13 protein-coding genes are annotated in these 13,320 nt (G+C 71.8%); 4 read left to right on the forward strand and 9 right to left on the reverse strand.

The features are described from left to right. The 3 genes from CCN39_RS33275 to CCN39_RS33285 form a co-directional block, all read left to right on the forward strand. A partial coding sequence (locus tag CCN39_RS33275) for a response regulator transcription factor (RefSeq protein WP_143264248.1) occupies positions 1–494 on the forward strand: 494 nt, incomplete at its 5' end. Continuing rightward, on the forward strand, positions 491–1,945 hold the full coding sequence (locus CCN39_RS33280; protein ID WP_086848759.1) for a sensor histidine kinase: 1,455 nt from the start codon (positions 491–493) through the stop codon (positions 1,943–1,945). The genes CCN39_RS33275 and CCN39_RS33280, both read left to right, overlap by 4 nt. 106 nt (positions 1,946–2,051) lie before the next feature. Next, the gene (locus CCN39_RS33285; RefSeq protein ID WP_086848761.1) at positions 2,052–2,792 is read left to right on the forward strand and encodes a ribonuclease activity regulator RraA; all 741 of its coding nucleotides are present in this window, start codon (positions 2,052–2,054) and stop codon (positions 2,790–2,792) included. On the opposite strand, the gene CCN39_RS33290 is transcribed toward CCN39_RS33285, so the two are convergent. The 5 genes from CCN39_RS33290 to CCN39_RS33310 form a co-directional block, all read right to left on the reverse strand. After that, positions 2,789–4,057, reverse strand: coding sequence for a mandelate racemase/muconate lactonizing enzyme family protein (locus CCN39_RS33290; RefSeq protein WP_086848763.1), 1,269 nt, complete (start codon positions 4,055–4,057; stop codon positions 2,789–2,791). The genes CCN39_RS33285 and CCN39_RS33290 overlap by 4 nt on opposite strands. Next, the gene (locus CCN39_RS33295; RefSeq protein WP_086848764.1) at positions 4,054–6,063 is read right to left on the reverse strand and encodes an ABC transporter permease; all 2,010 of its coding nucleotides are present in this window, start codon (positions 6,061–6,063) and stop codon (positions 4,054–4,056) included. Before CCN39_RS33295 ends, CCN39_RS33290 begins: the two co-directional genes overlap by 4 nt. After that, complete coding sequence (locus tag CCN39_RS33300; RefSeq protein ID WP_086848766.1) at positions 6,060–7,484, reverse strand: extracellular solute-binding protein; 1,425 nt, start codon at positions 7,482–7,484, stop codon at positions 6,060–6,062. The genes CCN39_RS33295 and CCN39_RS33300 overlap by 4 nt, the downstream gene beginning before the upstream one ends. A gap of 73 nt (positions 7,485–7,557) precedes the next feature. Beyond that, positions 7,558–8,706, reverse strand: a complete 1,149-nt coding sequence (locus tag CCN39_RS33305; protein WP_086848768.1) for a Gfo/Idh/MocA family protein — start codon at positions 8,704–8,706, stop codon at positions 7,558–7,560. Between the two features lie 46 nt (positions 8,707–8,752). Next, positions 8,753–9,487, reverse strand: a complete 735-nt coding sequence (locus CCN39_RS33310; RefSeq protein ID WP_244211110.1) for a FadR/GntR family transcriptional regulator — start codon at positions 9,485–9,487, stop codon at positions 8,753–8,755. Between the two features lie 72 nt (positions 9,488–9,559). Here CCN39_RS33310 and CCN39_RS33315 point away from each other — a divergent pair, with 72 nt between their 5' ends. After that, on the forward strand, positions 9,560–10,720 hold the full coding sequence (locus CCN39_RS33315; protein ID WP_086848771.1) for a mandelate racemase/muconate lactonizing enzyme family protein: 1,161 nt from the start codon (positions 9,560–9,562) through the stop codon (positions 10,718–10,720). Positions 10,721–10,744: 24 nt separating this feature from the next. Here the strand turns inward: CCN39_RS33315 and CCN39_RS33320 are convergent, their stop codons facing one another. From CCN39_RS33320 to CCN39_RS33335, 4 genes are all read right to left on the reverse strand, one after another. After that, complete coding sequence (locus CCN39_RS33320; RefSeq protein ID WP_086848773.1) at positions 10,745–11,656, reverse strand: hypothetical protein; 912 nt, start codon at positions 11,654–11,656, stop codon at positions 10,745–10,747. Between the two features lie 16 nt (positions 11,657–11,672). Next, entirely contained in the window at positions 11,673–12,482 is an 810-nt protein-coding gene (locus tag CCN39_RS33325) for a DUF3592 domain-containing protein (RefSeq protein ID WP_086848775.1), read from the reverse strand. A 2-nt stretch (positions 12,483–12,484) separates the two neighbouring features. Further along, positions 12,485–13,012, reverse strand: coding sequence for a DUF3592 domain-containing protein (locus tag CCN39_RS33330; RefSeq protein WP_086848777.1), 528 nt, complete (start codon positions 13,010–13,012; stop codon positions 12,485–12,487). 50 nt (positions 13,013–13,062) lie between these two features. Beyond that, on the reverse strand, positions 13,063–13,320 hold a 258-nt coding region (locus CCN39_RS33335; RefSeq protein WP_208630497.1), incomplete at its 5' end, for a hypothetical protein.

The raw sequence follows: 13,320 nt of genomic DNA on the forward strand, positions 1-13,320 counted from the left end.
GGCTGCGCGAGCGGCACCCGGGCCACGGCGCGCCGGTGCCGGTGCTGTTCCTGACCGCGCGGGACCGCCAGTCCGACAAGGTCACCGGCCTGTCCCTCGGCGCCGACGACTACGTGACGAAGCCGTTCGACCTGGCGGAGCTGATCGCGCGGATCCGCGCGATCCTCCGCCGGACCGCGGGCCACCCCGCGGGCGTGCTGACGGTGGGCGTGCTCGCGCTCGACGCCGAGGGCCACCAGGTGACGCGCGAGGGACGGGCGATCCGCTTGTCCGCCACGGAGTTCCGGCTGCTGCGGTACCTGATGGAGAACGCCGGGCGCGTGGTGTCGAAGGCGCAGATCCTCGACCGGGTGTGGCGCGAGGACTTCGGCGGCGACGCCGGCATCGTCGACACCTACATCTCGTACCTGCGCCGCAAGGTCGACACCGGAGAACCGAAGCTGATCCACACCGTGCACGGCGTCGGCTACGTGCTGCGCGAGCCCCGCCGATGAGACGGCTTTCCCTGCGGGCCCGGCTCCTGCTGCTCACCGCGGGCCTGCTGCTGGCCGGCCTGACCCTCATCGGCACGCTGGTTTCCGGGCAGCTGGAACGGTTCCAGCTCGACCGGCTCGACGGCCAGCTGCGCTCGCTGACCGAGCTCATCGCCCGCGCGGCCGGGCCACCGCCGACCGCGAACCCCGCCGTGCGGCCCGAGCTCGTCGACCCCGCGCTCGAACTGTTCGGCACGCCCTACGTGGTGTACCTCGACGCGGGCGGTGCGGCCCTGGGTGGTCTGCACTCGTCCCGGGTGGACGGCGCGACGCTGCCGCCGATCGACGCGCTGCGCACGGTTCCCGCCGACGGGACGGCCGTCGACCTGGACGCCGCCGACGGGTCGCAGCGCTGGCGGGCCGTCGCGCGGCGGGCCGTCCGCTGGGGCGGGACGGTCGTCTCGGCCGCGCCGCTCGCCGAAGCCGACGCCACGATCGCCCAGCTGCGGACGAGCAGCCTGGTCACCGGCGGCGCGCTGCTCGTCGTGCTGACCGCGGCCGGCTGGTTCGCCCTCGGCCGGGGCCTGCGGCCGCTGCGCCGCATCGAGCACACGGCGGCGGCGATCGCCGGCGGCGACCTCACCCGGCGCGTCCCGGACCTTGCGGCGCCCGGCACGGAGCTCGGGCACCTGGCGACGTCGCTGAACACCATGTTCGGCCAGCTCGAACGGGCCTTCGCCGACCGGGCCGCGTCGGAGGCGCGGATGCGCACGTTCGTCTCGGACGTCAGCCACGAACTGCGCACCCCGCTGTTCGGCATCAAGGGTTTCACCGAGCTCCACCGGATGGGGGCCCTGCCCGGACCGTCCGATGTGGACGACGCGATGCGGCGCATCGATCGCGAAGCCACCCGGCTCACCGCGCTGACCGAGGACCTGCTGCTGCTCGCCCAGCTCGACGAGGCGCCCGAGGAGCAGCTCGACCGGGCTCCGATGGACCTGCGCACCCTGGCCGGCGACGCCCGGCACGACCTGCGGGCCCTCGACCCCGCCCGCCCCGTCTCCTTGACCGGGCCGGGAGGCGCGGGCCCGCCCGGCCCGGCTCCGGTCGACGCCGACGAGGACCGGCTGCGCCAGGTCGTCACCAACCTGGTGGGCAACGCCGCCGCCCACACGCCACCGGGCACCCGCGTGCGCATCGGCGTCGGCACGGCGGACGGCCGCGCGGTGCTCGAAGTGGCCGACGAGGGCCCGGGGCTGACGGCCGAGCAGGCGAGCCGCGTCTTCAACCGCTTCTACCGGGCCGACCGCTCACGGACGCGCACGCCCGGTGCGGACGCCGGCCTGGGCCTCGCCATCGCCCGGTCCCTGGCCCGCGCCCACGGCGGCGACGTCGAGCTGGAGACGACCCTCGGCGAAGGCGCCTGCTTCCGGCTCACGTTGCCCTTGCCGGCCAACGGATTCACGGACTGAAGCGCCGCCGCATAGGACGTTATACAGGCATCGGCCGATTTCCGACTAGGCTTGATCCGGAACTCTCCGACAGTTTCCGTCAGCGCGGACCCAGGGAGCCACCGACGTGACCGAGACGCCCGACATCGTTCGCCCGCCCGCCGAGCTCAGCGCGGCGCTCGCGGCCATCGGCAGCGCGACGGCCAGCGGCGAGCTCAGCCGCATGGGCATCCGCAGCGCGTTCATCCGCGGCCCGGTTTCGGTGACCCCCGGCGTGCGCGTGGCCGGTCCGGCGCTGACGCTGCAGTTCCTCCCGAAGCGCGAGGACCTCTATCCCGTCGACGAGTACGAAGAACCGGAAAAGCAGCTGCACCGGCACGTCATGTACCACACGCAACCCGGGGACATGATCGTCGTCGACGCGCGCGGCGACCTGAGCAGCGGCGTGTTCGGCGAGATGATGCTGACCTACTTCAAGGGCCGCGGCGGCGCCGGTGTGGTGGTCGACGGGTGCCTGCGCGACACCGCCGAGGCCAAGCGGCTCGGCCTCGGGCTGTGGATCCGGGGCGCCACGCCGAACTTCCACGCCCAGACCGGCATCGTCCCGGCCGCCGTCAACGTCCCGGTGGCGTGCGGCGGCACCCTCGTCGAGCCGGGCGACATCGTCGTCGCCGACGACGACGGGGCGGTCGTGGTGCCGGTCAAGCTCGCGCCCGCCCTGGTGGCGCACGCCCAGGAGCACGCGGAGTGGGAGGAGTTCTCCCGCATCCGCCTGGCCGAGGGCGGCGACCTGCGGCGGTACTACCCGCTGTCCGACGAGGCCCGGCCCGAGTACGAGCGGTGGCGCGCCGAACAGGACCGTGCCTAGCTCCACAGCCGGTCGTGGCTCGATTCGGAGTCCCAGTGCGTCGTTTCGGCGAAGAACACCGGGTCGCGCGGGTCGAGGTGGCGGCGGACCAGCTCCTCGTCGAGGTCGCCGAACCCGAGGCCCGGTGTGTCCGGCACGGTGATGTGGCCGTCCTGGATCAGCGGGCGGGGCAGGCCGGTGACGAGGTCGTTCCAGAACTCCACGTCGGCCGCGTGGTGTTCGAGGGCCAGGAAGTTCTCCGTGGCGGCCGCCAGGTGCACGCACGCCATCGTCGCGATCGGGGACGCCGCCAGGTGCAGCGCCATCGCGATCCCGCGCTCCTGCGCGTAGTCGCCGAGCCGCTTGGTCTCCGCGATCCCGCCCGCCGTCGCCGGGTCGGGGTGCACGACGCGGATGGCGCCGGCGTCCAGCAGCGGCCGGAAGCCGTCGAGCAGGTAGATGTCCTCCCCCGTGCACGTCGGGACGGCGACCGCTTCGGTCAGCCGGCGCCACTGGTCGGTCAGCTGCCACGGGATCAGGTCCTCGATCCACGCCAGCGTGAACGGCTCCAGCGCGCGGCCGATCCGGATGCCCGAGTCGAGCGCGATGTGGCCGAAGTGGTCGGCGGCGAGCGCGACGTCGTAACCGACGACCGACCGGACTATGTCCACATAGGACACCAGGTGCCCGACACCGCGAGCGGTGACCTGGATGCCGGTGAACGGGTGCATCGTCGTGACGTCCTCGCGCGCACCCGGCGGCGCGATCAGCGCCCCCGGCACGTCCCACAGCAGGTCGATGCCCACGTCCATCTTCAGCATCGTGAACCCGCGCTGCTTGCGCTCCAGTAGCCGGGCGCCCATCTCGTGCGGGTCCGGCAGCGACGGCGTGTCCGCGTAGCAGCGGACCTCGTCCCGGAACCGGCCTCCGAGCAGCGCGTACGCGGGCACTCCGTACGCCTTGCCCGCCAGGTCCATCAGCGCCATCTCGACGCCGGAGACCCCGCCGCCCTGGCGGCCGTGGTGCCCGAACTGCTTGATCTTGCGGAAGATCTTGTCGACGTTGCAGGGGTTCTCGCCGACGAGCCTGCTCTTGAGCACGAGCGCGTAGGTGGCGCTGGCCTGGTCGCGCACCTCGCCGTAGCCGGTCAGTCCCTGGTTGGTGTCGATCCGGATGATCGAGGAGCGGAACGGCACCCCGGTCACGGTGGCCACCCGCAGGTCGGTGATGCGCAGGTCGCTCGGCCGGGACGCCGTCGCGACGTGCTCCTCGGTGATCGCGCTCATCCCTTGACCGCCCCCGCCGTGAGGCCCTCGGTCAGGAAGCGCTGCCCGAAGCCGTACATGAGCACGACGGGGATGCTGACCAGCAGCGACGCCGCGGCCAGCTGCCCCTGCGGCACGACGTCGCCGAAGATCATCGACTGCATGCCCACGGGCAGCGTCTTGTACTCGTCCTTGGTGATGAACACGAAGGCGAACAGGAACTCGTTCCATGCGTTGGTGAGCGTGAACAGCGCGACCGCCAGCAGGCCCGGTTTGGCCAGCGGCAGCACGATCCGCACGAACGCCCCGAACCGCGTGCAGCCGTCGACCAGCGCGGCCTCTTCGAGGTCGGCCGGGATCGACTTGAAGTAGCCGACGAGCAGCCACGTCGCGAACGGCAGGGTGAACGTCGGGTAGGCGAGCACGAGCGACCACAACGAGTCGTTGAGCCCGATCCCGCTCATCAGCTGGTACAGCGGGATGAACAGCAGCGCGCCCGGCATCACGTAGGTGAGCAGGATCGTCACCGTGAAGCTCTCCGAACCCCGGAACTTCAGCCGGGCCAGCGCGTAGCCGGCCAGTGCCGCGCAGACCAGCGCGATCGCGGTGGACGCCACCGAAACCAGGATCGTGTTGACGTACCAGGTGCCGAACGCGCGGCCGGTGAACAGGTTGGTGAACTGCTCGGTGCTCCACGGCTTCGGCCAGAGGTCGTCGGTGCGCGCGACGATCTGGTCGTCGGACTTGAAGGCCGTGATCGTCATCCAGTAGATCGGGGCGAGCACGAAGCCCAGCAGCCCGACGAGCGCCACCCCCGAGCTGGTGCCGCCGACCAGGCGGGCGGCCAGCCGTTTGCTCCGCGCGGCGAGCGCGGAGACGATCCGGCCGACGACGGCCGCGAGGAGCACGAAGACGCCCAGCACGAGCGCGGCCTTCCAGACGATGTGCGGCGACGCCCAGACCAGCACGAGCACCGAGGCCACGACGATCACCCACGGCAGCGCCCGGCGCTGGGCGGGACTGAGCCGCCGGCGCCCCAGGTCGGCCGCGCCCGGCTGGTCGCTGCGGCGCATCATCCGCACGAGGATCACCACGAGAACGGCGATGATCGGCAGCATCACCAGCGTGACCGCGGCGCCCGCGCCCAGCTGCAGCTGCTGGATGGCCTTCGAGTAGGCCACCATCACGTACGGGGCGGTGGCGTCGCCCGGGCCGCCCTGGGTCATCAGCCAGATCAGGTCGAAGTTGTTGAACGTCCAGATCGACGACAGCAGCACCGTCACGATCATGACCGGGCGCAGGCCCGGCAGCGTGATGTGCACGAAACGCTGCCACGGCGACGCGCCGTCCACCATCGCCGCCTCGTGGAGGTTGCTGTCGATGGCCTTGAGCCCGGCGAGGAACGTCACCGTGAAGAACGGGATGCCCTTCCAGACGTTGACCAGGATGACCGCCGGCATCGCGAGCGCGGGATCGGACAGCCACTCCGCGGGCCAGGAGTCGACGAGCCCGATCGCGGCGAGGCCCGGCCCGATCCCGGAGTCGGTGAGCAGGACGTTGACGCTGCCGAAGATCGGGTCGAGCAGGGACCGCCAGGTGAAGGCCGTGACCACCGTCGGGATCACCCACGGCAGCAGGATCACCCCGGCGATGATCGCCCGGCCGCGGCGCATGTGGTGCAGCATCAGCGCCGCGATGAGCCCGAAGGTCACCTTGAAGATCTCGGCGTAGGCGGTGAAGACGAACGAGTTGAGCACGCCCCGGTGGAACAGGGCGTCGTCGATCAAGGCGGTGTAGTTGTCCAGCCCGGCGAACACCGTCTCCGCACCGTGGCGCTCGGTGACGCTGGTGAAGATCGAGCTGACGATCGGGACCAGGATCAGGCCGGCGACCAGCAGCAGCGTCGGCCCGATGAACACCGCGGCGAGGCGCCAGTCACGGCCGAGCCGCCGCTGGGTCGGGGTGAGCGAGGACGACGCGCCCGGCGCCGGACGGGCCGGCGCCGGGCGTGGCCGCAGGACGGTCACTGCCGGTAGCCCTGCTGCTCGAAGATCTGCACGATCCGGCCGTGGGTCGCGGCGACGGCGTCGGCCGGCCGGGTGCCCTGGACGACCGACTGCATCATGTCGGTCAGCAGGTAGGCGGCGAGGGCGGCCTGCTCGCCGGGGCTCGGCGCCTGGGGGAACGCGTAGCCGGTCTTCGTGGTGATCGGGAGCTTCGTCCGGGTCTGCTCCCGCAACGCGGGGTAGGCCGGGTCACCGGTCGTGTAGTACGGGTCGGAGTCCCACACCTTGTCCCACGAGGGGTTGACCAGGCACGGTGCTCCCTTCGCGACCCCGAGCAGCGCGCTCCCGCCGACCATGAACTTCGCCACCAGCTTGGCGAGCTCGGGGTTCTTCGCCCCCTTGAACACGACGAACGAGTTGGACTCGCCGAACGCGAGCGGCCGGTCGAGCGCCGGTCCGGTGGCGCCGTTGAACACGTGCGTGTTGGCGTAGACCGGGTTCTTCTTGGTCTTCGAGTCGGCGTAGACGCTGAACTGGTTGAGCGTGAGCCCCAGGATCTGGGCCAGCCAGTTCTCGTTGTTGCTCGAGTCGGTCCAGCTCCCGACGCCCGGCGGCAGCATCGGCGCGTACTTCGGGTTCGTGTAGATGTCGCCGATGAACGTGACGGCCGCGACGGTCTCCGGCGAGTTGAACACCACCTTCGTGCCGGTGTTGTCCGCGATCGCCCCGCCGTAGGTGTTGATGACGTTCTGGATGAAGCCGTTGGCGTCACCGGAGCGGTTCACCGTCAGCCCCCAGCCGAAGCGCCGCTTCGCCGGGTCGGAGACCGCCAAGGCGTTGTCGCGCAACTCTTCCCACGTGTAGTAGGGCTTGAGCGGGAGCCCCTTCTCCTGGTACCAGTCCTTGCGCAGGTACATCCCGGTCGCGATGAAGTGGTAGGGGATCGCGAACCAGCGCCCGTCGAACACGCAGTAGTTGTTCGCCTCCGTCGCGGGGTCCCCGTAGAGCGCGCGCATCTCGGTGACCACGTCGGTGACGTCGGTGAGGGCGCCGAGGTTGTGGAGCTGGCCGACGAACCGCCGGTCGCTCACGAAGGCCAGGTCGCGGTTGGTGCCCGCCTTCACCTCGGCGTCCATCTTCGCGACCATGTCGCCGGCGTCGCCGGAGACCAGGTCGTTGCGGATCGTGGTGCCGGTGGCCTGCGCGAACACCTGCAGCGACTTGTCCAGTGCTTTGTTGGCGGCTTCCGCGTACAGCTTCTGCGAGAGCATCCCCACCGACCCGCCGCGGAGCGCGGCCGCCTGGTCGAGCAGCGCCTTGGGCACCTGGACGTCGACCTGCGGGGTGGGGGCGGGGTCGCTCCCGCACCCGGCGAGACCGAGCACGCCCAGCGCGCCCAGCCCGAGGAACGAGCGCCTCGACCAGTCCGTTTTCTCTTCCATGACCACTCCTCGTACCGACGGGCGACGGTGCAACCGGCGGGGACAGCGCGGCGAGTGCCGCGCTGCGGGTCGTTCATGCGGCGAAGGACGCCGTACTGCTGATGCGTTGTCCTGGCAGCCCGTCGAAGAGCCCGGTCGAGCCACGGGGCCGCCACAGCGGTACCGGGCCCGCGCCGGGCACGGGGTCGAGCGCCAGTACCGCCGCCCGTTCCGCGGAGTCGAGCGCCCGCTGGACGACCATCGTGTTGGCCACGCTCTGGGCCACGCTGCCGACCGGCCGCGTGCCGAACTGCACGGCATCGGCGAAGTCGACGAGCTCCGCGCGGTAGCCGTTGTCACTCCCGCGGAAGACTGTCGTGTGGGTGGTGGCGTCGGGACTGCTGCGCGTCACGCGGCGCTCCGACTCGTCTCCGGCGAGCACGAGCACACCCACGGTGCCGTACAGCCGCATCTCGTTGGGTTCGGGCGGCACCGGGATTTCGGGGAAGGACGCGGTGTAGTTGCCGATGGCGCCTCCGGTGAAGACGAGGGTGAGCGCGAGGTCCGACGGCGCGTCGATCGTGCTGTTGGCCGCCTGCACGGCACCGTGCAGCCGCGCGATGTCGCCGCAGAGCAGCCTGATCTGGGCGATGTGGTGCACGCCGAAGTCGAGGTGCACCCCACCGCGGTACTGCGGCCGCTGCCGCCACGGCGTACTGGTGAAGCCGCCCGGCCGGGGTATCGACTGGCCGGCGTGCCGCCACGCCATCAGGTGCAGGCGGCCGATCGCGCCGCTGTCGAGCAGGGCGCGGGCGTAGCGCAGGTCGTCCCGGTAGAAGAAGTTCTCGCCCACCACGAAGACGCGGTCCGGGTGCCCGGCCGCCAGGGCGAGGAAGGCCGCGGCCTGCTCCGCGTCGACGCCGGCCGGCTTCTCGCAGAACACGTCCTTGCCCGCCGCGAGCGCGTCGCACGCCACCTCGTACAAGTGCGGGATCGGCACCGAGATCAGCACGGCGTCCACGTCGTCGCGGGCGAGCAGCGCGGCCCGATCGGCGGTGGCCAAGGCCGGGTCGGTTCCGCTGTAGCCGGTGAACCGCTCGCGCTGGTCCGCGGCGGGGTCGGTGAACGCGGTGACGACGAACCGGTCGGCGAGCCCCCGCAACGCCGGCCAGTGCAGCTTCTCGACCGCGAGCCCGGTACCGATCAGCCCCAGCCGGATCGGCCGGTTCGCAGGTGCTGCCATGGCTCGTCCGTCCTCGTCATCGGTTCCGGATCGGTCGTGCAGTGTGCTAGCTACGCTTGCTTCGCTGCCCCTTCTCCGCGAGGAGCGTGGAGTAGTTGTTGCTCAGGTGCCGGCGCATCGCCGCGCGGGCCGCTGCCGGATCGCGCGCCACGAGCGCCTCGTAGATCTCCGTGTGCTGGGCGGTGGCGCGGCGCAGCCCGGCCGGCGCCTCGTTGGTGACGCGCCGGCTGGCCGTGCCGAGCCAGCGGGCCGAGTACATGATCCGGTCGAGGATGCGGTTGTCGGCCGCCCGGCAGATCTCCATGTGGAACTCGTGGTCGACCTCGAGGTAGGCCTCGGGGTCCGTCTCCAGCGCCGCCATGCGGCCGATCTCGTCGCCGAGCCGGGCGAGCGTTTCGTCGGTGATGCTGGCCGCGGCCATGGCGGCCAGCTCGGGTTCGAGCAGTGCGCGCATCTGGTGCAGTTCCTGCAGCAGCTCGTCGACGGTCTCCGCGGGCAGCCACTCGACCAGCAACGGGCTCAGGTAGTCCCACTCCGCGCGGGGCCGCACGACGACGCGGCGGCCCTGCGCGACGTCGACGATGTCGAGCGAGGCGAGGATCTTGAGCGTCTCCCGCGCGACCACGCGGGACACCCCGAACTCCTGCGAGATCTCGATTTCCGACGGCGCCCGGCCCTCGTCGATCTCGCCGCGCACGATGCGCCGGGTCAGGTGGGCCGCCACCTGCACCGGAAGGGTCCGGACCTTGACAGCGTCCGGAGACTCTTGTCTCCTTGGCATGTCATCAGCTTATCGGACAAGTTGGACGTCGCATTAGTCCGTTCGTACGCACCACCCGGGGACGGGAGAGCAATGCGGATCGTGAACGTCACGACGGCGGTGGTGGCCTACCACGGTGAGGCCACGCTGGTCCGGATCGACACCGACGAGGGCCTCAGCGGGTTCGGCGAGGCCAATCCCGACGCGGGCGCGGGTGCCGTCGTCGGGATGATCGCCTCCCTGACGCCCCTGCTGATCGGCGAAGACCCGCGCAACGTCGAGCGGTGCTGGGAGAAACTGCGCCGCAGCAAGGTTTTCGCGGGCCCGCAGGGCGGGGTGTTCGTGATCGCCCTGTCCGGGATCGAGCTCGCGCTGTGGGACCTCGCGGGCAAGGCGGCGGGCCAGCCGGTGTACCGGCTGCTCGGCGGGAAGTTCCGCGACCGCATCCGCCTCTACGCCGACTGCGGCGACGGCGACGACCCGGCGGGCTCGGTCGCCGGGTGCGTCGACCGGGCCCAGCGGATGGTCGCCGAAGGCTTCACCGCTCTCAAGTTCGACATCGACGACCTGCACCACCCGGCCAAGTTCGACCAGTTCAACCACACGATCAACGCGGCCGAGCTGCACTCGATGGTTTCGCGCGTGGCGGCCGTCCGGGAGGCGATCGGCCCGGACGTCGACCTGGCCATCGACCTGCACGCCCGCTACGACGTGCCGAGCGCCTGCCGGATCTCCTGGGAGCTCGAGCCCTTCCACCTGATGTGGCTCGAGGAGCCGCTGCCGGCGGAGAACGTCGACGCGCTGGTGCGGGTGCGCGCGCAGACCCGGACGCCGATCTGCGCGGGCGAAAACCTCTACCTGCGGTGGGGTTTCCGCGAGCTGCTGGAACGCGGCGCCGTCGACGTCATCGAGCCGGACGTCCCGAAGTGCGGCGGCCTGGCCGAGGCCAAGAAGATCGCCAACCTCGCCGAGCTGCACTACATCCCCTTCGCACCCCACCTGGTGTCGACGCCGCTGGGCACGATGGCCACGTCGCACCAGTGCGCGGCGATCCCCAACTTCTTCGTCCAGGAATGGCACGCCCTCGAGGAGCGCGCGGTGTGGGACAGCTACGTCCGCGCGCCCGACGGGAGCGGCTCGATCGTCAAGGACGGCTACATCACGCTGCCGGACACCCCGGGCATCGGCGTGGAGCTCGACATGGACGGCGTCCGGGCGCACGCCGTCCCGGGTTACGGGGTGTTCGAGCAGTAAGGGAAACGATCCCGCGCATCCCGATCACCGCGGTGGCAGGACGACCGAGGCGCTGCCCCCGGGGCCGGTCACGGTGAGCCGGACGGTGGTGGTGTCCGGCGTCCGGGCGACCGTGAGCTGCCAGCTCCGGGGCCAGCCGACGTCGAGGGTCGTCGCCTGGTGGATGAGGTCGGGGAGGCGGTCCGGTGGGATCCGGACGCTCGTGGCCAGGGTCTCGATGGCCCGGCGCAGCTCCGCCGCGTCCAGGAACGACTGCTGCGGGCCGGCGATCGTCGTGGTGGAACTCGTGGCCGAGGTCGATGCCGGCGCCTCCTCCGGCGCCGGGGCGAACAGCTCGACGCGGAACAGGCCGAGCACCGTGGCCGCGCCGAGGAGCAGTCCGACGAACGCGGCGAACGCGAACCCGCACCCCTCCGGGGGCTCCTCGACCATCGCCGACTCGGGGGCGGGCCGGATGACGGCGTCGGCCGCGCGGCGCTTCCACTCCGGGGCCGGGTCCGACACGATCCCGGCTCGCCACGGCCGGTCCGGGGGGTAGGCGACCACGAGGACGTCACCCACCCGGAAGCGCGCGAGGTCGATCAGGTTGACGTGCTCGGTCATCCGGGTCCGGAACGGCGCCGCGTACCCGGGGGCGATCGTGAGCACGAAGTCGACCGGGACGTCCCCCGTTTCGGTGCCGCCGGCCCGCAGGCTCTCGATCCGCGCGAGCGCGGTGTGCGGGACGATCGCCGCCTCGCGGGCGCGGCGCGGCAGCCCCGCGAGGAAGACCAGGAGGCCGTAGCCGATCGGGAGGCCCACGCTGAAGAGGATCAGCGGGACCTTTTCGAGCACGATGCCGGCGATGAAGGCGCTCAGGGTCGCTCCGGCGACGACGCCGCCGAGGAAGCCCCCGGCGAGGACGGCCGGACGGACGGGATGGGACACAGTGGACATACGAGCGCTCCCGGCGCTAGAAGGGCGACCCGGCCGGATCCGGTTCCACCAGCACGGCTTCCGGGTCCTGGGGGTCGTAGCGGACCTGCACCGCCGAGCCGCGGGCCGGGGCCTGGTACAGCGGCGCGACCATGGTCGTCACGACCGTCCGCTCCCCCGCGTCCACCGGGAACCGGACGTGCACGACGAACCGCGGGTGGCCCGTCACCCTGAAGTCGGTGAACTCGACGTCCGTGACGACGCCGGTCACCTGGCGGCCGCGGTGCCGCAGCGCCTGCGCGCGGTCGTCCGCCTCCGCCTCGGCGAGGAAACCCCGCAGCAGCAGCGCGATCAGGACCAGAGCCACCAGCGCGGACACCGCGGGCACCAGGTACGGCTCGTAGTAGACGACCCAGTCCACTTCGGACCACGGCTCGGCCTCGCCACCCGAGACCGGCAGCCGCTGCCCCACCGACTCCGGGGGCGTCCACGACGGGATCGCCAGGCCGCTGCCCAGCGCCACGCCCAGCGAGGTGGCCAGCGAACCCGCCCGGACCGCGAACCCCGTCCGGTGCAAGGAAATGCCGGTCGCCCAGAGCATCGCGAAGCCCAGTGACGACGCCACCGTGACGGCGACGGTGAAGAACAGCACCAGTGAAACCACCGGGCCCGCGTCGACCCCCCACGCGTCGACGCGGTTGAGCGACATCAACCGGAAACCGTCCAGCAGCCCGAGCGTCCCGGACCAGCCCGTCGCCGCCCACGCGAGCGTCGTGGGCACCCCGAGCAGCCACAGCCGGGCACGGCGGGCCGGCCGTGGACCGTCCGGCAGGGCGAAGGCGAACACCGCTAGCCGATCGGGCCGAACACGGCGACCTTCGCCGGGTCGGCGGGGTCGACGCGGGCCTCGTGCCGGGTGCCGGGCGCGTACTGCTGGATCGTCGCCAGCGGCGTGATCAGCGGCGTCACCGCCCGGTAGGTGGTGCCGTCGGCGCGGGTGACCTCCAGCGTCGCGGTGTAGCGGGCCTGCCCGGCGACCGTGCGGTCCGTCGGCTCGAGGGCCCGAACGACCAGGGTGGCCGGCTCGCCGGTGTCGTACAGGCGCCGCAGTTCGGTGCCGTAGGCCTGGAGTTCCTGCTGCTGGCGCAGTTGCTCGTCGGGCGGCAGCGCCAGGAACGCCGCCATTTCGGGGTCGGCGTTCATCATCCGGAACGCCTGCGCGGCCAGCTGCGGCGTCGGCAGCTGCGGCGTGATGTCGTACCCCTCGGCCGCGGCCGCCTGCCGGAACTGCTCCGCGTGCTGCTGGAACTGCTGCGCGCCGCGGGCCGCGCCGTGGCGGGTGGCCTCGTCGACCCGGTCGCGGATCTTCTTGAACATCGGTCCCTGCCTTTCGCTGTGTGTGCACACAGCTTCGGCGGGACGCGCCGCTACCGAACCCAGGTTTGCCCGTCGTCGGAGGCATCGAGGCAGGTCAGGGCCGCCCAGAAGACCGGTGAGCGGGCCGGTTCGGGCCGTTCGCGCCACTGGGCGAGCCGGGTGCGCTGCCACGCGCACAGCTCGGTGACCGGGTCGTCGCCGGCCAGGGCCGTGTCGACGGCGATCACCAGTTCGGCCATCGGGTCCGCGCCGGGCACCGCCGCCGACGTCGGCAGCGCCCACACCGTCGCGGCCACCAGCCGCGCGCC

Source organism: Amycolatopsis kentuckyensis, from assembly GCF_002155975.1.
GTDB lineage: Bacteria > Actinomycetota > Actinomycetes > Mycobacteriales > Pseudonocardiaceae > Amycolatopsis > Amycolatopsis kentuckyensis.

What these genes read in the sequence shown, in the direction of transcription:
- CCN39_RS33305 (WP_086848768.1), bottom strand. Translation starts at nt 8,706, where the DNA reads ATGGCAGCACCTGCGAACCGGCCGATCCGGCTGGGGCTGATCGGTACC.
- CCN39_RS33315 (WP_086848771.1), top strand. Translation starts at nt 9,560, where the DNA reads ATGCGGATCGTGAACGTCACGACGGCGGTGGTGGCCTACCACGGTGAG.
- CCN39_RS33310 (WP_244211110.1), bottom strand. Translation starts at nt 9,487, where the DNA reads ATGCCAAGGAGACAAGAGTCTCCGGACGCTGTCAAGGTCCGGACCCTT.
- CCN39_RS33290 (WP_086848763.1), bottom strand. Translation starts at nt 4,057, where the DNA reads ATGAGCGCGATCACCGAGGAGCACGTCGCGACGGCGTCCCGGCCGAGC.
- CCN39_RS33320 (WP_086848773.1), bottom strand. Translation starts at nt 11,656, where the DNA reads ATGTCCACTGTGTCCCATCCCGTCCGTCCGGCCGTCCTCGCCGGGGGC.
- CCN39_RS33330 (WP_086848777.1), bottom strand. Translation starts at nt 13,012, where the DNA reads ATGTTCAAGAAGATCCGCGACCGGGTCGACGAGGCCACCCGCCACGGC.
- CCN39_RS33280 (WP_086848759.1), top strand. Translation starts at nt 491, where the DNA reads ATGAGACGGCTTTCCCTGCGGGCCCGGCTCCTGCTGCTCACCGCGGGC.
- CCN39_RS33300 (WP_086848766.1), bottom strand. Translation starts at nt 7,484, where the DNA reads ATGGAAGAGAAAACGGACTGGTCGAGGCGCTCGTTCCTCGGGCTGGGC.